We start from the raw sequence: 19,624 nt of genomic DNA, 5'->3' as shown, positions 1-19,624 counted from the left end.
GCGACTAAAATTTTAAGATACTGAGGCTGTATGTTTTTTTAAAGTTTAATTTTACAAAATCGTGTAACATTAAGAAAAAAAAGCGGTCTAATATTCATCATTTAAATTCTCAAACCAAAAACCAGTTTATGAAAAAAGGATTATTTTATTTGGCATCAATTACATTTTTGTTTTTGGCACAGGAAAGCTTTGCACAAGAGCTTTATATGCCCAGAAATATAAAACAGGCTTACGCGAAAGGAACCCGATCAACAGATGGAAAACCAGGAAAAAACTACTGGCAAAATCATGGGAAGTATACCATGGACATTATGGTAGATCCGAAAACGCGATTAGTGAGCGGAACCGAAACAATCGTATATGAAAATAACAGTAAGGATAGTTTGAAAAATCTCGTCGTTAGATTTGTCAACAACCTGCATAAACCCTCATCTCCCAGAGGTGGAAGTGTGAGCAATGATTTTTTGAGTGAAGGACTTACTATTACTTCTCTGAACATCGCAGGACAGGCCTATAAAGAAGATGCTAAAGGCTGGGGAACGGTAGGCAATGTAAAATTAATGAAACCTATCGCACCAAACTCAAAAACAACTATTACAATCGATTGGAATTATCCTCTGTCTAAAGAGAGTGGAAGAGAAGGACAAATAGACGAGACTACTTTCTTTGTAGCCTATAGTTATCCGCGTGTGAGTGTTTTTGACGATTATAATGGCTGGGACAGATTACCACACACCGACCGTCAGGAATTTTACAATGACTTTAATGATTATAGTTTTAGCGTTAAGGCTCCTAAAAACTATGTGGTTTATGCTACCGGTGATTTTTTAAATCCGGACGAAGTTTTACAGCCGGAATTCTCGGCGCGTTTGAAAAAATCGTACACAACTGATGAAATTCTGCACATCGCCAATGAACAGGAATTAAAAAGTGGCGTGGTGACCAAACAGAATGATTGGAATACCTGGAAATTTGAAGCTAAAAATATTACAGATGTTTGTTTTGGTTTAAGTGATCACTATTTATGGGATGCGAGCAGTGTAGTGGTAGATAAAAAAACAAACCGTCGTGCTAGTGTTCAGGCAGCTTACGACATAAAAGGAACCGATTTTGTTGATTCGGTAAAAAACAATCAGTTTGCCTTAAGTTACTTTTCACACAGTTGGCCGGGTGTTCCTTATCCATTTTCTAAAATGACCGCTTTTCAGGGTTTTGCAGATATGGAGTACCCAATGATGTGTAATGACTCGCAAATGGGCGACCCTGTTTTTGCACAATTGGTTCAGGATCATGAGGTGGCTCATACGTATTTTCCTTTTTATATGGGAATCAACGAAACACGTTATGCTTTTATGGACGAAGGCTGGGCAACAACTTTTGAATACCTGATTGGAATTGCAGAACACGGAAAAGAATCCGCAGATAAGTTTTATAAAGATTTTAGAGTAAAGGGGTATATAAAAGATCCGTCTGCAGAAGAAGATCAGCCGATAATTTCAATGTCTACGCAGGTTTCAGGTGCGGGGTACGGGAATAACTCTTATGGAAAAGCGTCTCTGTCTTACCTTGCTTTAAAAGATCTGCTAGGGGATGATTTGTTCAAAAAATCATTACATGCATACATGGACAACTGGAACGGAAAGCACCCAATTCCGTGGGATTATTTTAATTCTATCAATACAGCTTCAGGGAAAAATCTGAATTGGTTTTTTAATAATTGGTTCTTCACCAATAATTATTTAGATCTCTCTGTGAAAAAGGTTGCTAAGAATGTGGTTACGGTTGCCAATATTGGTGGTTTTGCCGTTCCGTTTGATATGATTGTGACTTATACAGACAACACGACAGAAACAATTCATCATACGCCGGCTGTTTGGGAAGCGAACCAAAAATTGGCTACTATTGCAGTTAAGAACAGTAAGCCAATCAAAAAAGTATCTCTTGACGGAGGTATTTTTATGGATGCCAGTCCATTAGATAACAATTGGTCAGCAAATTAAAACCATAAAACAGAAGCCGCTTTTTTCAGTAGAAAAAGCGGCTTTTGTTTGTAATAAAAGTGAATGTTAAATTTTTAGTAACAAATTTTTAATCAGTTAAAAAGTGATGAATAGTTTGCAAATTGTTTTAAGAAAAAAGATAGTATTCCTAAGTTTATTCACATTGCTAACGGGTTCTGCCTTCTCCCAGAATAAAACTAAAATTGAAATAGGAACGATAGATAGTATTTCTTCTAAAGTTTTAAATGAAAATAGAAAAATATGGATTCATCTTCCTAAAAGTGCACGAAATACAGGTTTTGCAAAACAAAAATATCCGGTTGTTTATTTATTGGATGCGGAAGGGCACTTTAGTTCAGTTGTGGGAATTATTGAAGAATTAAGTGAGACTAACGGAAACACAAATTGTCCAGAAATGATTATAGTAGGTATTACAAACACCAACAGGAATCGTGATTTAACCCCAACACATTCAGATGTAGATCCTCCTTTTGTACCCCAAAGCCTGAGTGATCAGTCTGGAGGAGGAGAGAAATTCGTTGCCTTTCTCCAGAAAGAACTGATTCCATATATCGATAGTAAATACCCTACAGCACCTTTTAAAACCCTGATCGGACATTCTTTTGGAGGATTAACAGCTCTGAATATCCTCACCAATCATACCGAACTATTCAACTCTTATATTGCGATCGATCCAAGTTTGTGGTGGGATCGTCAGAAGTTTTTAGCAGATACTAAGAAAAAGTTAGCCAATAAAAACCTATCGAAAGTTTCCTTGTTTATGGCAGCTGCCAATACTATGGATGAGGGGATGACTATTGAAAAAGTTAGAGAAGACACAACACTTCTTACCAAACATATCCGTTCCATTTTAGATTTCAATGATTTTTTAGAAAACAATAAAAAAAACAATCTGAATTATGCGTACCGATATTACAGCGATGATAATCACGGATCTGTACCCTTGATAGCCACTTACGATGGTTTACGTTTTCTGTTTAAATTCAATCAATTGAAACTTTCCATTACGGAGCAGTTTAATTTTAATAAAGCTGTTTTTACTAAGATTGAAAAACACTTCGAGAATGTTTCAAAAAATTTGGGTTATACCGTTAATGTTCCTGAAAATACCGTAAATGCTTATGGTTATCAGTCTTTAGGAAAAAAAGATATGGATCTGGCCGGATATCTGTTTAAGTTAAATGTTGCCAATTATCCTAAAAGTGCAAACGTATACGATTCGCTGGGAGATTTTTATGAAGCAAACGGAGATAGAAAAAATGCTATTGTAAGTTATGAAAAAGCCCTGATTTTGGATGCAAATGCTTCGGAAACAAAAGTAAAACTGGAAAAGCTTAAATAAAACACGTAAAAAATGTCAGGAGAGAAAGATTTAGAAAAATTGCTGAAAAGCATGAAACCTCAGCATAATTCAGGAGATTATGTTTTTTGTAAAGTAGAAAATATCGAGAAAATAGCTATGGAGGATATCGTAATGTTCTTCAAAGAAAAAGAAGCAATTACTTTAATTCTGAAAAAAGAAACGGCAGAGGTTTTGAACTTGGATTATTCCGTTGTGATGTCCTGGATTACCCTTACCGTGCATTCTTCATTAGAAGCAGTTGGTTTAACGGCGGCTTTTTCGAAAGCACTTTCTAAAAATGGTATTAGCTGCAATGTTGTGGCTGCTTTTTATCACGATCATATCTTTGTGGCAAAAAAAGACACAGATAAAGCAATGGAGATTTTAAATTTATTTTCAGTCTAAATTAGAGTAAAATAGTAAAAAGTAGCAGTAAATATAAGGCAATCAGAGCTGTTGGATTTTCTCCTTAATAATTTATAGGTAAAATCTTATGTTTGAATTAAAAAAAAGTTAAAAAGGAGATGAAAGTCTGCGATTAAAAAACTAGGTTTGCAAAAAAATGAAAACCTACATTATTAATGAAAAAGAAACTATTTTTTATTGTTTTATTAATCTGTTTTAAAAACTTTGCTCAAAACAACCCCAAAATTGCATTTCAGAAAAGCAGATACGAATTAGCTTTAGATTACTATGAAAAAGCGGATTATAAGAAAGCAATTGACTTGTTTTACATTGCTTCGAAAATTAAACCTGATAATGAAATAGGTCAGGAATCTACAAAAAAGGTAGATACTTTAAAGGCAATTTTGAGAGAAAGTCTTTTGAAACAGGCTATAGGAATTTGGAAATTGGTTGGAGATAAACCGGTTTGGTCAGCCACTCAGAATGTTAAAGCATCGAAAGAGGGATTTGAAACTTTAATAGAAATTAAGGAGGATGAGATTGTGTCTTATGAGAAGAATATAAAGACACAAGAGAAAAAAGTTATTAAATCGGAGAAATTAGTGTACTACAGTGAGAATAAATCCGATGCAATGTATTCCGATATTATTTTATCAGACGGAACGGTTTGGAATTGTACGATAAATGATGGTTCGGATGAATTACATGTTATTAATATCGGACATATGGCAGATGGACATATCGAAAAAATAACCAGCAATAATACGGAGCGATTTTTCGTTAAAGTTGAAAAATAAGAAATGGAGTCACAATTGACTCCATTTTTGTTTTTATGAAATATCTTTGTGTGTAAAAGAGTAGTTTAGATTAATAAGCAGAACAATGAAAATCAAAATAATAGAAGCTTCGGAGACTTGGCAAATCAGGCATGAAGTAATGTGGCCCGATCAGCCGTTTGAGTTTGTACAGTTAGAAGAAGATGCTTTAGGATTACACCTTGGCGTTTATCTGCAGGATAACCTGGTTTCAATTGTTTCCTGTTTTATCAATGATGGCGAAATGCAGTTCAGAAAACTGGCGACACTGGAGGAATATCAGGGTAAAGGAATTGGTTCTGAACTTGTAAAATATATTTTGCAGTTAGCTAAAGAGAAAAAAATGAAAAAAGTTTGGTGCAACGCAAGAGTTAACAAAAAAGCTTTTTATGAGAAATTGGGCATGCAGGATACGGAGCATGTTTTTGAAAAAGCAGGACAGGAATTTACCATAATGGAAGTTTTAATTTAAAAATTGAAGTGAATTTTGAAGAATAAAGTATACATTATCAGATATTTGCGATTTTTATGCTTTTTTGATGATTTTTGAGACATTATCAATTTGATTCTCAATCAGACTCCGTTTTTTGTAATTTTTAAGCAAGAAAGACTATCTTTTTGTTTCAATTTCAGTCTGTTAAAACCCTGAAAACGTTTTCGTGTTTTATTAAATGTTAAAGCTTATAAAAAAATCTTTTTTTCTTTCAATACTTTCCTTACTTTCGCACCCAAATGAGAAAGTTAATAGTCTTTTTAGTATTTATGAATTTGCTTCTGCTTGGCGGAGGGCAATATCTTAATGCGGGTACTCCAAAAGATTCTCATTCTCACCATCTTGAGAAAAGACACCGTGTAAAATTCACCAATCAGGATCAGGGCAGTTCTATTATAGAAGATGCCGACTGTGATACTGAAGAAGAAGGTCTTGGAAGTGATGATCTTAAAGGCGGTCTTTCAAACCATTTGTTCGCAACAAACTACAGCTTACTTGACAGTTGGTATCTTTCTTTTGCCAGTCAGACTGCTGCAAACGATAACAATCGTTTTAAAATCTTCTTGCCATTCTGTGGCAACTCAAATCCTATCTACATTACTCAACGAGTACTAAGAATTTGATTCAACAATATACATCGGTTGCCTAAGTTGTGATCTGCATGTATTGTTGATGTATTTTTTTGTACCTCATCTTATGTGAAAGTTAAGTTCTGACTAAGGGTACCTGATGCATTTTTTCATCTAAAGGAATCACTGTATTCCAAGCACTCAATCGCTTAATTTCCATTAAAATCATGAAAAGAATTATCTTGTTCACAGGCTTAATTGCCCTGGTGTGCCTAACTAGTTGTACAACTAAAAAAGAAGAAAAAGAAGAAGTAGAAAAATTTGTTGTTACCAATCCGGTAAAAATAGACACTTCGTTTACGAAACAGTACGTTTCACAAATCAAATCAGTACGTAACATTGAAATCCGTGCTCAGGAAAAAGGTTTTTTACAAAACATCTTTGTGGATGAAGGACAATTTGTAAAAAAAGGGCAGCTGTTGTTCAAAATTATGCCAAATATGTATCAGGCAGAATTATTAAAAGCGCAGGCTGAACAAAAATCAGTAGAAATAGAACTTCAAAATGCCAAATTATTGGCAGATAAAAATATCGTTTCTAAAAACGAACTAAGTGTAGCGCAGGCAAAATTGCAATCTGCAAAAGCCGAAGTAGCACTGGCAAAACTTCATTTGTCATTTACAGAAATCAGAGCTCCGTTTGACGGAACGATCGACCGTATTCCATTAAAATTAGGAAGTCTTATTGATGAAGGTGAATTGATGACGAGTCTTTCAGACAACAGTCAGATGTTTGCTTATTTCAATGTTTCAGAACCGGAATATCTGCAATATCAAACCGATGTAAAGGACCGTGCAGACAACAGAGTAAGTCTGGTTTTGGCAAATGGTGAGACTTTTAAAGAAAAAGGAAATGTAGAAGTTATTGAAAGTGAATTTAATAATGAAACCGGAAATATTGCGTTCAGAGCACGTTTCCCTAATTCAGGAAAATTACTTAGAAATGGAGAAACAGGGCAGGTTCAGATGATTGTTCCGCTTAAGAATGCTATCGTAATCCCTCAAAAAGCGACTTACGAAATTCAGGATAAAAAATATGTTTTTGTGATCGATAAAAACAATAAAGTAAATTCAAGAGAAATCACCATAACAGGCGAAATCCCTGATTTGTACGTGATCAGAACCGGACTTTCCGATACTGATAAAATTTTACTTGAAGGAGTTCAGAAAGTAAAAGAGAACGACAAAATCAAATATGAATTCCAGTCTCCTAAAGCGGTAATGAACAATTTACGCTTAAAAGCAGAATAGGTTTAATCATTAAAAAACGGTAAGAATGTTTAATAAATTTATTCAAAGACCTGTACTGTCGATAGTGATATCGCTTATAATTGTCTTTTTAGGAGTATTGTCGGTATTGAATTTACCTATCACGCAATTCCCTACAATCTCACCACCAATGGTGAATGTTACTGCAGATTATCCGGGATCCAACGGTGAATTGATGATCAAGGCGGTTATTATTCCTTTAGAGAGAGCTTTAAATGGAGTTCCGGGAATGAAATACATGTCTTCTGATGCCGGAAATGATGGGGAAGCGACTATAAAAGTAGTTTTTAACTTAGGAACAGATCCCAATCAGGCCGCGGTTAATGTTCAGAACCGTGTAGCTTCGGTTACCAATAAATTACCTCCCTTGGTTATTAGAGAGGGGATTAAAATTACACGAGAAGTGCCGAGTATGTTAATGTACGTGAATCTTTACAGTACAGATAAAAATACCGACATGAAATTCTTGTACAACTATGCTGATATCAACGTACTTTCAGAATTGAAAAGGGTAAATGGTATTGGTTCCGGAGATATCCTGGGTACTCGTGAATATGCTATGCGTATCTGGCTGAAACCGGATCGTATGCTGGCTTACAAAATCTCTGCCGATGAGGTAATGGAAGCATTGTCAAGTCAAAGTTTGGAGGCTTCTCCAGGTAAAACAGGTGAAAGTTCCGGTAAACGTTCTCAGGCATTTGAGTATGTATTGAAATATTCCGGACGTTTTACCACAAAAGAACAATATGGGAATATTGTGGTAAAATCTAATGCTAACGGAGAACTTTTACGTTTAAAAGATATTGCGAATATTGAATTCGGAAGTTCGATGTATGATATTTACTCGAACTTAAATGGCAGGCCTTCTGCGGCGATTGTATTGAAACAATCTTTTGGAAGTAATGCCAATCAGGTTATTGAGGAAGTAAAAGCGAAATTGGAAAAAATCAAGCAAAAATTTCCAAAAGGAATGGATTATGAAATTTCATATGACGTTTCTAAATTTTTGGACGCCTCTATCGAGAAAGTAATTCACACTCTGGTGGAAGCTTTTATTTTGGTAGGACTAGTGGTATTTCTTTTCTTGGGAGACTGGCGTTCGACAGTTATTCCGGCAATTGCAGTACCGGTATCGCTGATTGGAACCTTCGTGTTCATGACTTTCTTAGATATTTCATTGAACTTAATTACTTTGTTCGCTTTAGTATTGGCCATTGGGGTCGTCGTCGATGATGCGATCGTTGTTATCGAAGCTGTTCACGCCAAGATGGAAGAAGAACATCTGTCGCCTTTTAAAGCGACTAAAAAAGCGATGCATGAAATTGCAGGAGCAATTATAGCAATTACATTCCTGATGGCGGCGGTATTTATTCCGGTGGCATTCATGTCCGGTCCTGTTGGGGTGTTTTACAGACAGTTCTCGGTTACTATGGCAACAGCGATTATACTTTCAGGTATTGTGGCGCTAACCTTAACACCGGCGCTTTGTGCCATGATGTTGAAAAATAATCATGCCTTACCTAAAAAGAAAACACCAATTAATGTTTTTATAGATGGTTTTAATAATAAGTTTAATCTGGCTCAGGGGAAATATCAAAATGTATTAGGTAAAATCGTAAACAGAAGAGCCGTTACTATAATTGCTTTGTTGGGATTTTGTGCCGGAACATGGTTGGTGAGCAGCACAGTTCCTTCCGGATTTATTCCGAATGAGGATCAGGGAATGTTCTATGCTGTAATTCAGACACCTCCGGGATCTTCATTAGAAAGAACGAATAATATTGCAGAGCGAGTTCAAAAAATTGCTGAAGGAATGGATGGAGTAAAATCAGTTTCTTCTTTGGCAGGTTACGAAATTCTTTCTGAAGGTACAGGAGCAAACTCAGGAACTTGTTTGGTTAACCTTAAGGACTGGAGCGAACGAAAAGAATCTGTTTTGGAGATCATGCATGAAATGGAGGAAAAGTGTAAAGATATTGCAGGAGCTAATATCGAATTTTTCCAACCGCCCGCTGTACCTGGATATGGTGCTGCCGGAGGATTTGAGCTTCGTTTATTGGACAAAACAGGTTCCGGAGACTACAAAAAAATGGAACAGGTTAATAACGACTTTGTTGCTGAATTGAACAAACATCCGGAATTGTCTAACGTGTTTAGTTTCTACAGCTCGAGTTTCCCTCAATACATGATGAAAGTCGACAATGATTTAGCACAGCAAAAAGGAGTTTCTATCGAAAACGCCATGAATACTTTGTCAACTCTTGTGGGAAGTAACTACGAAATTAGTTTTATTAAATTCGGAATTAACTACAAAGTAATTGTTCAGGCTTCTCCGGAATATCGTGCGCAGCCGGATGATATCTTAAAATTGTATGTAAAAAACAATCGCGATGAAATGGTACCTTATTCAGCTTTCATGAGACTTGAAAAGGTGTACGGACTTTCTGAGATTACCCGACATAATATGTACACTTCCACCCAAATTAGTGGATCTGCTGCAGCGGGTTATAGTTCAGGTACAGCAATTAAAATTGTTCAGGAAGTTGCCGCCAAAAAATTACCCAGAGGATATGACATCGACTGGGCAGGTATTTCTGCCGATGAGGTGGCACAGGGGAACCAGGCAATCTGGGTATTTCTGATCTGTTTAGGATTCGTGTATCTGGTTCTGGCAGCTCAATACGAGAGTTTCATTTTACCATTATCTGTAATTCTTTCTTTACCGGCAGGTATTTTTGGAGCTTTCCTTTTACTGAAATTTACGGGATTAGAGAACAACATTTATGCACAGGTAGCGATGGTAATGCTTATCGGTTTATTGGGTAAAAATGCCGTGTTGATTGTAGAGTTTGCAATCCAGCGACATGCCGCAGGTAAATCAGTTCTGGAAGCAGCAATGGAAGGAGCCAAAGCAAGGTTTCGTCCAATCCTGATGACTTCGTTTGCTTTTATTGCAGGTTTATTACCGCTTGCATTTGCTACCGGCCCCGGAAAAATTGGTAACCGTACGATTGGTACTGCTGCGGCAGGAGGTATGCTTATCGGAACGATTTGCGGAGTGTTTTTGATTCCTGGTTTGTATTACATCTTTGGAAAAATAGCAGAGAGATACAAATTAGTGAAACATGAAGAAGAGAATCCATTAACAGAAGAAATTGATAACAATCATGTATAAATTCAAATCATATCAATATAGCATTGCGTTGAGTGCATGTCTCATGGTTGCAGGGTGTAAAGCCCCTGCTCCTGAGACTTCAACAACAAGTACGCCGGTTCCTGAGTCATTTGGTACAACAACTCAGGTTCAGGATGCAAACAACAATACGGCAACATTAGCATGGAAAGATTACTTTAAAGATCAGAATCTGGTAGAGTTAATTGATGTTGCACTTAAGAACAATCAGGAATTAAACATTACTTTGCAGGAAATCGAAATTGCAAGAAATGACATTCGTGTAAAAAAAGGACTTCTATTACCAACCGTTGGTGTTCGCGCCGGAGCAGGGGTAGAGAAAGTAGGTCGTTACACCAGTCAGGGTGCAGGTGATGCCAATACAGACATTAAACCGGGTATAAAGACACCGGATCCGTTGGGTGATTTTACGATTTCAGCTTATGCAAACTGGGAAGTAGACATCTGGAAAAAACTGCGCAATTCTAAAAAAGCAGCTTTAAATCGATATTTAGCGACGGTTGAAGGGAAGAACTTTGTAATTACGAATCTTATTGCCGAAGTAGCTGATTCTTATTATGAATTACTGGCTTTGGATACCCAATTGGACATTGTAAAACAAACCATCAAATTGCAGAGCAATGCTTTGGAAATTGTAAAAATTCAGAAGCAGGCGGCAAGAGCGACCGAACTGGGAGTGAAGAAGTTTGAAGCAGAGGTTTTAACTTCAAAAAGTTTGGAATTTGGAATTCTTCAGCAAATAAAAGAAACAGAGAATAAAATCAACTTTTTATTGGGAAGATATCCGCAGGAAATCAAAAGAACCAATACAAACAACTTCCTGAGCTTATTACCGGCTGCAGTGAGTTCCGGAATTCCGTCTCAATTACTGGCAAATCGTCCTGATGTAAAACAGGCCGAACTAGAATTAGTTGCTTCAAAATTAGATGTAAAAGTGGCACGTGCCGAATTCTATCCTTCATTGGACATTTCGGCTGCGATAGGAGTACAGGCTTTTAAACCTTCTTATTTGTTAACATTTCCGGAATCACTTCTGTATTCATTAGCCGGAGATTTGGCAGCGCCTTTAATTAACAGAAATGCCATTAAAGCAGAATTCGCCAGCGCGAATGCGAGACAGCTTCAGGCTTTGTACAATTACGATCGTACCATTTTGAACGCTTATTTAGAAGTGTCTAACCAACTTTCGAAAATCGAAAACCTGCAAAAAGGTTATGATCTTAAATCGCAACAGGTAGATGCTCTGAATACTTCAATAGACGTCTCTAACGACTTGTTCAAATCAGCCAGAGTAGATTATTTTGAAGTTTTAATGACACAACGAGATGCATTAGAAGCAAAACTGGAATTGGTAGATACTAAAAAAGAACAATTGAATGCTGCAGTCCATGTTTACAGAGACTTAGGCGGAGGTTGGAAATAATATTGCTTTTTAATTTGTAGACAAAAGCCTTTCAGGATTTTAAATCTTGAAAGGCTTTTTTAATTGCTGGTAAAAGGAATTTGAAAGCTATTGATTTATTTAGCCTCACGATTACTGCTAAACGAATCTCTGAACATTTTCCAGCCTTTTGAAGTTTTCTTCCAGAGAACCAAAAATTTTCCATCATCCATTAATTCCCCTTTTGCGTTTAACGATTGCCACAAACCTTCTTCGGTAACATATTCTACGCCATCACCATAGACAGCCGTGGTGATAAACTTTCCGCCTCTTAAACCATATTCATCGTAGGCTTTTCTGAAAAATTTGGCAGCACCTTCTTTTCCATAAATTTGCGGAGCATTTGGGAGTAAAATAGAGGCATCATCAGCATATCGGTCTATGAATATGTCAGGATCATTGTTTTTAAAAGAATCAAAATAAATGGCATTGCTTTCCTGTATTGCTTTTTTAGCTTCGCTTAAATCGGCTATTTTATTTTTTGAAGACGAATTACAGCCAGAAAGCAATAGGACAATTGCAATGAATTTGAATGTCAGATAAATGAGATTTCGATTAAAAAATACGTTATAAAAACGTACTAAGAAAAAAGTTGATTTTGGATTCAATTCTGATGTACTAATATAAGAATTCATGTTAAAAAGTTTTTAGATTGACTATTATTTTTGTCAAAGATAGTCAGAGTAAAAACGTCTGAATTGTACAAATCGGAACAGAAGTTTTAATTAAGGGACTAAGGTTCTTAGTGGCTAAGGTACTGAGGAGTAGTATTGTGAAATAATTGTATAAATGCGGCGTATTATCTCTAGATAATTAATTGGTTGATTGGGAACTGATTCTCTAAATAGGAAGTAGGTGTAGTCCCTGTGAAGGATTTAAAATCTCTTATAAAATGGGACTGATCAAAATAACCGGAATCATAAGCAATAGAAGTAAAAGGCTGTTCGGTATCGTGAATGAGCTTTAAGCTATGTTGAAAGCGTTTGATTTTGTTGAATGCTTTTGGAGCGAGTCCCGTGTGCTGAAAGACTAGTTTATGAAGATAGCGGGGCGTTATACCATATTTTACTGAAATACTGTTGATATTGCTTTCGGTCGGGTCGTTGAGCAAACTGGATAAGATGTGAGCTACTTTTTCAATCTTATCCGATCTTTTATCGTTTGTTATGATTTTTTGAATCAGGAATGTTTCGATCAGTTCGATTCTTTTTTTAATATCGGAAGTTTCTAATAACTGCTCGTGTAAATTTTTTATGGGATTACCAATGATATCCTCCAGATCGAAAATCTGATTGTTGAATATTCCGATTTCATCCTTAAAAAAATAAGCTGCTGTGTGCGTATAAAACCGAATGCCTAACATCGTATGTTTGCCCTTTGATTTTATAGCAAGAGGTTTGGTGATCTGTCCCCATAATTCAATTTTTGGGGTTTTGTAGAAAGTCTGGTCAACCAATGATTCCCAAATACCATCGCCCAGATTGAAAATAATTTCCATTTCGCCACTGGGAAATACCGTATCTTCAAATTCCTTATCCGAATCTGATTCAAAAATATAGTAATGTTTGATATAAGGCTTCAGAATTTCTGATGGCAAAAAATATTGGAATTGCATTTTACTGACGTTTAATTCTCAACTAGTAAATGTATTTTTAGGATTAATTTATTGACAGTTGTAAAGTTATGAAAAATAGTAAGGCAAATTTTATAGTAAGATGCAGAAATAAAGATGCACTTTTAGTTTTACAATTCTGATATTATAACACATAGTGAAACCAAAAGTTTTTAAACAAGAATCACTCCTGCATTTTGATACGGTTTTAAAGTTTCATCCTTCGGATCAATATTGGTCACCAGTACGTCAATATCTTTAATCGGACAAACAAAATAAGATTCGGCAGTTCCTACTTTTTCAATAGAGCCCAGAGCGATAACAAAATTGGAGTGTTGAATCATGTTTCTTTTTATTTGAGAATCATCGTGTAATACCCCCGTAACACCGCGTTCGTGATGAATACTGCAAAGACCGAGAATACAAATGTCAGCTCTGAAATTTCGGAAAAAATCAATCGTCTCAATACTGGCGGTAGCAAAAGAAGTTTTGCACATTCTTCCTCCTGCAAAAATCAATTCGATATTGGGTAAATCTTCGATTAGGGCCGCTACGGGAAAACTGTTGGTAATAACCGTTATCTTTAAATCATATGGAAAATTGGCGACTAAAGCTAAAGAAGTGGTTCCGCCATCGATAAAAACAACCTGTCCGTCTTTTAGATACGAGATTGCTTTTTCGGCTATTATCTTTTTGTTTTCAAGGTCGTGTTTCTCCCTGTTTCTAAAATGCAGCGGAATTGGAGAGGGAGCAACTGCGCCTCCGCGAACAGCCTTTAATAATCCCTGATCTGAAAGTTCTTTTACATCGCGTCTTATCGTGTCTTCAGAAACATTCAAATAGACGCTAAGTTCTTGTAAAGTAAGTCGATGTTCTTTTGACAGGTATTCTAAAATTACTTTTTGGCGTTGCTCTTTTTTCATATCGTGCAAATTTATATTGCAAAAATAAGTTAATATTGCAATATTTTGCAATATTTGCGTAAATTTGTTGCAAAATTAATCAAGATGAAAAAGAAAACTATTGCCATAGACATGGATGGCGTACTCGCCGACATTGAAGCACATTTAATAAAACACTATAACGAAGAGAGTGGAGCTACACTTTCAAAAGAGAGTATTCAGGGATTAAGCGAAGAAGAAGCTTTTAGGGATAGAGTACTTTTGCGTAGCGTTTTAAATGCAGATCATTTTTTCAGAAATCTTCCGGTAATACCCGACGCAGTTGAAAGTTTACGCCGATTACAGGAAAATTTCGAAATATTTATTGTTTCTGCTGCAACAGAATTCCCGGTTTCACTGGCTGAAAAAGTAGCCTGGCTGGCAGAGCATTTTCCTTTTATCACATGGGAAAATATCATTTTATGTGGCAGCAAGCGAATTATCAATACCGATTATATGATTGATGATCACAGAAAGAATTTAGATCATTGCATGGGAAAACCGATCATGTTTACGGCATTTCATAATGTTAATCAAACGCATCATTTACGAGTAAACAACTGGAAAGAAGCCGTTGAAGTTTTGGAAAAAGATATTGTGTCTAATTTAAACTAAGGTTTATTTGCCCTAAAATGAAGAAATAGTATACAGGATTAGTATTTTATTAACCTGTTTTTTGAAGGGAAAGAGCCTTTTGAGAGTAATCTTGAAAGGCTTTTTTTATGTACCGGTTATTTGCAGGTCAAATTACAATTTTGAGTTTTATTTAGGCATGGATATGTTTACTTTAAATCCTTTATTCGGTGCTGTATCAAAAGTAATAGTTCCTTTAACAGCCTGAACACGATGCTCCATGTTTTGCAGACCATTTTTTGCAATAGTAGTTTTGTCAAAGCCTTTACCGTTATCAGTATAGTTGATAGCGATTGATTTCTCATGATTTTCAAACTTCACACCAACAATACTGGCGTTGCTGTGTTTTCTCATATTGACCATTAATTCCTGTAAAATTCGGCTAATGGTGATCTTTTTAGTATCGTTAACCGTTTCCCAGTTAATGCTTTCTAAATTGGTGACAATAATGTTTCTTTCGTTGGTTTTGTAAGTCGAAAGCATTTCTTTAATGCTGTAAGTGAAATCTGCACCGGTCTCAATTTTGTTATTTTCTCTGGAGATTCCTCTTACACGTCCGTAAATATCATCTAGTTTCTGGAGTAGATTCTCTCGGGTGTTTTCTTTAGATAAAGGTTGTGACTCGGCAAAAGCAATGACATTGTAAACATCGTTTGCCAGCTCATCATGAATTTTTTTAGCGATGCGGGCTTCGGTCATATACGAAGTTTTAAATTCGATTGCCCTGTTCTTGTTCTTATAGTAACGCACTACAATTAAAATTAGAACGATTAAGAAAAAGAAAATAATTGCTGATACAATTTTGAGATATTTAGCTCTCTGAAGCGACAATTGAGTTTCGGCTTTTTCTAAACGTAGTTTGGCATTTTCATCTTTTTCTACTTTAGCATCGTATTTAATTTTGGCAAACTTATTTTTGAAGTTATTTCGAACTTTAATGATACTGTCGTTTAGTTTGAAATATTTTTGTACGTATTGACCTTTTTTAGGGCTGTGATCGTTTGAGATTAAAATTTGGAGTGCTTCTAATCTTTCATCAACACTGTTAAGTTTTGTAGCTATATTATATGCCTCAAGGGCATTTTTATTAGATTTTTGATTGTCTTTTTTAGCGTAGTAATCGGCAAGGTGCAGATAACTTTCGATGCTTCCATATGTATCTTTAATTTTATTTCTTATTTGAAGAGCTTCGCTCATTAAACGAAATCCTTTTTCATTTATTCCTTTTTTGAAATATGCATAACCTAAGTTATCTAAAATTAAGGGCTTCTTAGTTGGTTGGGCTTTTTCGTTTAATAATTTTTTTCTTAAAAAAGATTCTAAAAGATTGATTGCTTCATCGTATTTTTTTTGCTGGATATAGATGGATGCAATATTGTTTAAAGGAGCTTGTTTTTCAACGGGATCTTTATAGTCTTTAGCTGCCTCTTTGTAGTAAAGAATGGCGTCATCATAAAGAGAGAGTTCTTTATCTGCAATACCTAGGGTATTATTTATGGCTGCGATATAGAGACTCTTTTTTTTTACATATGGTAATGCATCGGTAACTGTTTCCTTACTGCCATAGTAGTCTCCATTTACTTGTTGAATTGCCGCCATTTGAATAAGTATGTATCCAATATTGGCACTGTCTTTTAAATTTTCATAAAGGAGTTTTGATTTGTTAAACTGGTCAAAAGCAGTATTAAAGTTTTGTTCATTGAAATTTTGAATTGCTTTATTTCTTGTGCTAAGTGCCTCTTTTCGTTTAGATTCTATGTTGATATTAATAGTTTTTTTTTCTGTACAGGAAAACAGTAAAAAAAAGATAATAAAATAAAAAAACGGGGACCGTAACATATAAATTTACTTTCCCCGAAAGTAGTAATTAATTAGATACTACAAAGATATATTTATTAAATTTCCGGTGGAGGTGGTGGTTGATTTTTGTCATCACCTGGCCCGTCTGCAAAAGTTGGCTTTGCAGGAATGATTGCTTTTTCTTTTTCTTGTTTGGTTGGAGTTTCGTATTCATCAGGAGTACAAGAGAACATGGTGAATAGTATCGTGAAAGCGATAAAAATTATTAGCTTTTTCATATTATTTAGATTTAGAAATTAGACATGGGTATTGCTGACCGGAAATAGTCCGGAGGTTGGTTAGGGCAATACCAATATTGGTTTTTTGGGAAGTACAATGTGTAGAACTGTAAGACGTTATTTATACTTCCCGAATAAAATCGGTCTTACGGTTTTTTTTACACTGTTAATTTGAACTAGTTTTATATTTTTGTTTTAATCTGCAGATAAAACTTGAACTAATTTCTATGGCAAAGAAAAGACACTTTAAAGCCTTTAATGGCAGGGGATTCCCAGAATTCCCTCGTTTTCCTGAGATTCCCAAAAATTCCCGAAAATTCCCAAAAAAATACCATGCATAGCCAGACATTAGAAGATTATAAAAAAGCGATTAAGAGTAAATACGAGATCGAAAAAGAAGGTGAATACTTTGATTATTTGTACAACCCTTCGCGCGCAAAACTCCGCGACTTGTGTTGGATTATTTTTGAAAATAATCCGACCCAGGACGATTTAAATGTTTTCAGAAATTTATTGTGTTTGGATTTTGATCATACACGAAAAAATAAGTTTAACGAACAAAAGGACAAGTTCAGACCGATCGAAACTTTTTTTAAAGGAGAGACCGATCCATCAAATATTGATGCCATAAATCTGGCAGCCATTATGGTAGATTTTCAGCCACGTCCTTTTAAAAAGTACAACGAAAAGCACCGAATTAATGAGGTCAAACACATGATAAGTGTGGTCGAAATTAATGCAGCAGCTGAGGTCGAGATCATCGAAGAAGGCAACCTCGTGGAAAGTTATCCTGTAAAAGGAAATCGTTTCTATAATTTTAAGTACGTACTTTCTAAAAAAATAGTGAAGAAAATCTATCCGCGAAAAATAATTACTGCTACAGTTGGGGCGGTCGCTTTTGTGTCTTCTGCACGTTTATACTTTGTGAAGAAAAAAGATCAAACGGAATAGTTCTGAAATGAAGTGGGGAAGCATTTTGAAAAATAAAATGCAGGGAGAAGTAAAAAGAGTAATTTTTTGAAACATAATTTAGGCGTGTAAAGAGTGTGTTTTTCGGCATATATTGGCTGTTATTTATACTATAAAGATAAGAAAAAAACACCAGTAAACCTAATAAAATCAAGGGTTTTTGGTGTTTTTTTTGCTTTTTAACAGAGAAATTTTATACAATTTCGTGGTTGTATTTTTTACTTTTTGAGCCAATAAAATGGGGTCTTATTTTGCCAATTGAAGGAGAGAGAAAATTACTTTCTACATAGACATCTTAGGACAAGAAATCTTTGAACCACAATCCCGAATGTTTGATGGTTCTTTGTTGGGTATCGAAATCTACGTGTATCAATCCAAAACGGGCGTTGTAACCTTCGGCCCATTCAAAATTGTCAGTAAGCGTCCAGACAAAATAACCGTCAACTTGGAGGCCGTCTTTTTTGGCTTTCAGAATTTGCTCCAGATGATCCTGAATGTAGTGTGTGCGTTTGATGTCATATACCTTTCCATTTTTTAAAGTATCCGGAAAAGCGGCGCCATTTTCAGTGATAATGATCTTTTTGATGCCGTCGTACGCGTTAAATTTCTTGAGGACGTTGTAGAGAGCAGGAGGATAAACTTCCCATCCCATATCGGTTGAAATGACATTTCTCTTTTCGGCACTGATTAGTTCGGCCCCGATATACGGAATGAGTAAAGACGATTTAACAACTTCGCGTGTGTAACATTGCAGACCTATAAAATCAAAGTCGAAAGACAAATTATGGAGGTCATCTTCTATAATATAAGCATTAAGTTTCTTTAATACCGGTAAATCGGCCTGAGGATAACCCATCCCTAAAATAGGTTCGATAAAAGTTCTGTTTAATAAAGTGTCTACTCGTTTAGCTGCTTCAATATCTTTTGCGGACTGAGTTGCTGGTTCAATATGTGTACAGGAGAAAGTTGTTCCAATGTGGGCGTCCGGTATGTGATTTTGTATTATTTTGGCACCGGCTGCTGTAGCCATAGTGACATGGTGCATGGCTTTCAGGTAATTGGTGATACCTTTTTTTCCCGGAGCATGAATACCCAAAAAATATCCCGCACCTGTAAAAACCGAGGGTTCATTGATTACCATCCAGTTTTTAACCCGATCACCGAAATTTTGAACACAAACTTCAACGTAGGCTGAAAACCAGTTAACCGATTCGCGATTGGTCCAGCCGCCTTTTAATTCTAAATCATGAGGTAAGTCCCAATGGTATAGTGTAATCCAGGGTTCAATTCCGGCTAATAGCAGTGCGTCAATGATTTTGTTATAATAGGCTATTCCGGCCTGATTTATTGGAGGAACCCCGGTAGGCATGATACGGGGCCAGCTGATCGAAAATCGAAAGTTCGGAATATTCAGCTCGCGAATTAAATCGATATCATTTTGATACGAATTGTAAAAATCACAAGCAGTTGAAGCATGATGTCCGTTTTTTATTTTTCCTTTCTGAGAAGTAAAAACATCCCAAATAGAAGGACCTTTTCCGTCGGTATCATGTGCGCCTTCAATTTGGAAAGCGGCGGTTGAAACACCCCACAAGAAATCATCTCCAAATTGGTTTTTATGCAAAAATGAGGTCTCAACTTTATTCATTCAATTGTGCTTTCCTTTTTTAAATTGTTGCTTCTTAATGAAGGAAAGATGATTGCATCGCTCTTAAAAAAAGCCATTCTTTGAATGAAACCAGAAAATTTAGATTAAAGAATTTCATAACTTTTAGTTTTATTCA

General features: G+C 35.8%; 17 protein-coding genes. 11 read left to right on the top strand and 6 right to left on the bottom strand.

What is annotated here, in order from left to right:
- Positions 1–128 precede the first annotated feature (128 nt).
- The 9 genes from ACAM30_RS02375 (at position 129) to ACAM30_RS02335 (ending at position 11,589) form a co-directional block, all read left to right on the top strand.
- The gene (locus ACAM30_RS02375; protein ID WP_369617068.1) at positions 129–2,000 is read left to right on the top strand and encodes a M1 family metallopeptidase; all 1,872 of its coding nucleotides are present in this window, start codon (positions 129–131) and stop codon (positions 1,998–2,000) included.
- Between the two features lie 106 nt (positions 2,001–2,106).
- The gene (locus ACAM30_RS02370) at positions 2,107–3,363 is read left to right on the top strand and encodes an alpha/beta hydrolase-fold protein (protein WP_369617067.1); all 1,257 of its coding nucleotides are present in this window, start codon (positions 2,107–2,109) and stop codon (positions 3,361–3,363) included.
- A gap of 12 nt (positions 3,364–3,375) precedes the next feature.
- Complete coding sequence (locus tag ACAM30_RS02365) at positions 3,376–3,768, top strand: ACT domain-containing protein (RefSeq protein ID WP_369617066.1); 393 nt, start codon at positions 3,376–3,378, stop codon at positions 3,766–3,768.
- 176 nt (positions 3,769–3,944) lie between these two features.
- Positions 3,945–4,565: a tol-pal system YbgF family protein gene (locus tag ACAM30_RS02360; RefSeq protein ID WP_369617065.1), complete on the top strand. Its 621-nt coding sequence runs from the start codon at positions 3,945–3,947 to the stop codon at positions 4,563–4,565.
- Between the two features lie 85 nt (positions 4,566–4,650).
- Positions 4,651–5,055: a GNAT family N-acetyltransferase gene (locus tag ACAM30_RS02355; protein ID WP_369617064.1), complete on the top strand. Its 405-nt coding sequence runs from the start codon at positions 4,651–4,653 to the stop codon at positions 5,053–5,055.
- A 260-nt stretch (positions 5,056–5,315) separates the two neighbouring features.
- On the top strand, positions 5,316–5,699 hold the full coding sequence (locus ACAM30_RS02350; protein WP_369617063.1) for a hypothetical protein: 384 nt from the start codon (positions 5,316–5,318) through the stop codon (positions 5,697–5,699).
- A gap of 173 nt (positions 5,700–5,872) precedes the next feature.
- Positions 5,873–6,955, top strand: coding sequence for an efflux RND transporter periplasmic adaptor subunit (locus tag ACAM30_RS02345; RefSeq protein WP_369617062.1), 1,083 nt, complete (start codon positions 5,873–5,875; stop codon positions 6,953–6,955).
- A 25-nt stretch (positions 6,956–6,980) separates the two neighbouring features.
- Positions 6,981–10,148 carry an efflux RND transporter permease subunit gene (locus ACAM30_RS02340; RefSeq protein ID WP_369617061.1) on the top strand — a complete coding sequence of 1,056 codons (3,168 nt, stop codon included), beginning with the start codon at positions 6,981–6,983 and terminating at the stop codon, positions 10,146–10,148.
- On the top strand, positions 10,141–11,589 hold the full coding sequence (locus ACAM30_RS02335) for a TolC family protein (protein WP_369617060.1): 1,449 nt from the start codon (positions 10,141–10,143) through the stop codon (positions 11,587–11,589). Before ACAM30_RS02340 ends, ACAM30_RS02335 begins: the two co-directional genes overlap by 8 nt.
- A 95-nt stretch (positions 11,590–11,684) precedes the next feature.
- Here ACAM30_RS02335 and ACAM30_RS02330 read toward each other — a convergent pair whose 3' ends face one another.
- The 3 genes from ACAM30_RS02330 to ACAM30_RS02320 form a co-directional block, all read right to left on the bottom strand.
- Positions 11,685–12,242 (bottom strand): hypothetical protein, encoded by a 558-nt coding sequence (locus ACAM30_RS02330; protein WP_369617059.1) that lies wholly within the window; start codon positions 12,240–12,242, stop codon positions 11,685–11,687.
- A 170-nt stretch (positions 12,243–12,412) separates the two neighbouring features.
- The gene (locus tag ACAM30_RS02325) at positions 12,413–13,222 is read right to left on the bottom strand and encodes a DUF6597 domain-containing transcriptional factor (RefSeq protein ID WP_369617058.1); all 810 of its coding nucleotides are present in this window, start codon (positions 13,220–13,222) and stop codon (positions 12,413–12,415) included.
- Between the two features lie 170 nt (positions 13,223–13,392).
- Entirely contained in the window at positions 13,393–14,142 is a 750-nt protein-coding gene (locus tag ACAM30_RS02320; protein WP_369617057.1) for a DeoR/GlpR family DNA-binding transcription regulator, read from the bottom strand.
- A gap of 84 nt (positions 14,143–14,226) precedes the next feature.
- Here ACAM30_RS02320 and ACAM30_RS02315 point away from each other — a divergent pair, with 84 nt between their 5' ends.
- Positions 14,227–14,775, top strand: coding sequence for a 5'(3')-deoxyribonucleotidase (locus ACAM30_RS02315; RefSeq protein ID WP_369617056.1), 549 nt, complete (start codon positions 14,227–14,229; stop codon positions 14,773–14,775).
- A 147-nt stretch (positions 14,776–14,922) separates the two neighbouring features.
- Here the strand turns inward: ACAM30_RS02315 and ACAM30_RS02310 are convergent, their stop codons facing one another.
- Together ACAM30_RS02310 and ACAM30_RS02305 are read right to left on the bottom strand one after the other, a co-directional pair.
- A complete protein-coding gene (locus tag ACAM30_RS02310; RefSeq protein ID WP_369617055.1) occupies positions 14,923–16,632 on the bottom strand; it encodes an ATP-binding protein in 1,710 nt (569 codons plus the stop codon).
- Positions 16,633–16,688: 56 nt separating this feature from the next.
- The gene (locus ACAM30_RS02305) at positions 16,689–16,871 is read right to left on the bottom strand and encodes a hypothetical protein (protein ID WP_369617054.1); all 183 of its coding nucleotides are present in this window, start codon (positions 16,869–16,871) and stop codon (positions 16,689–16,691) included.
- A gap of 258 nt (positions 16,872–17,129) precedes the next feature.
- On the opposite strand from ACAM30_RS02305, the gene ACAM30_RS02300 reads away from it, so the two are divergent.
- Positions 17,130–17,822 carry a hypothetical protein gene (locus ACAM30_RS02300; protein WP_369617053.1) on the top strand — a complete coding sequence of 231 codons (693 nt, stop codon included), beginning with the start codon at positions 17,130–17,132 and terminating at the stop codon, positions 17,820–17,822.
- A gap of 313 nt (positions 17,823–18,135) precedes the next feature.
- Here the strand turns inward: ACAM30_RS02300 and ACAM30_RS02295 are convergent, their stop codons facing one another.
- Positions 18,136–19,488 carry a GH1 family beta-glucosidase gene (locus tag ACAM30_RS02295; protein WP_369617052.1) on the bottom strand — a complete coding sequence of 451 codons (1,353 nt, stop codon included), beginning with the start codon at positions 19,486–19,488 and terminating at the stop codon, positions 18,136–18,138.
- Positions 19,489–19,624: the final 136 nt, after the last annotated feature.

The sequence above is a fragment of the Flavobacterium sp. CFS9 genome (assembly GCF_041154745.1).
In the GTDB taxonomy this organism is placed as follows: domain Bacteria; phylum Bacteroidota; class Bacteroidia; order Flavobacteriales; family Flavobacteriaceae; genus Flavobacterium.
Note: the sequence above shows the minus strand (reverse complement) of the source record. Positions and strands in the feature narration are given on the sequence as shown.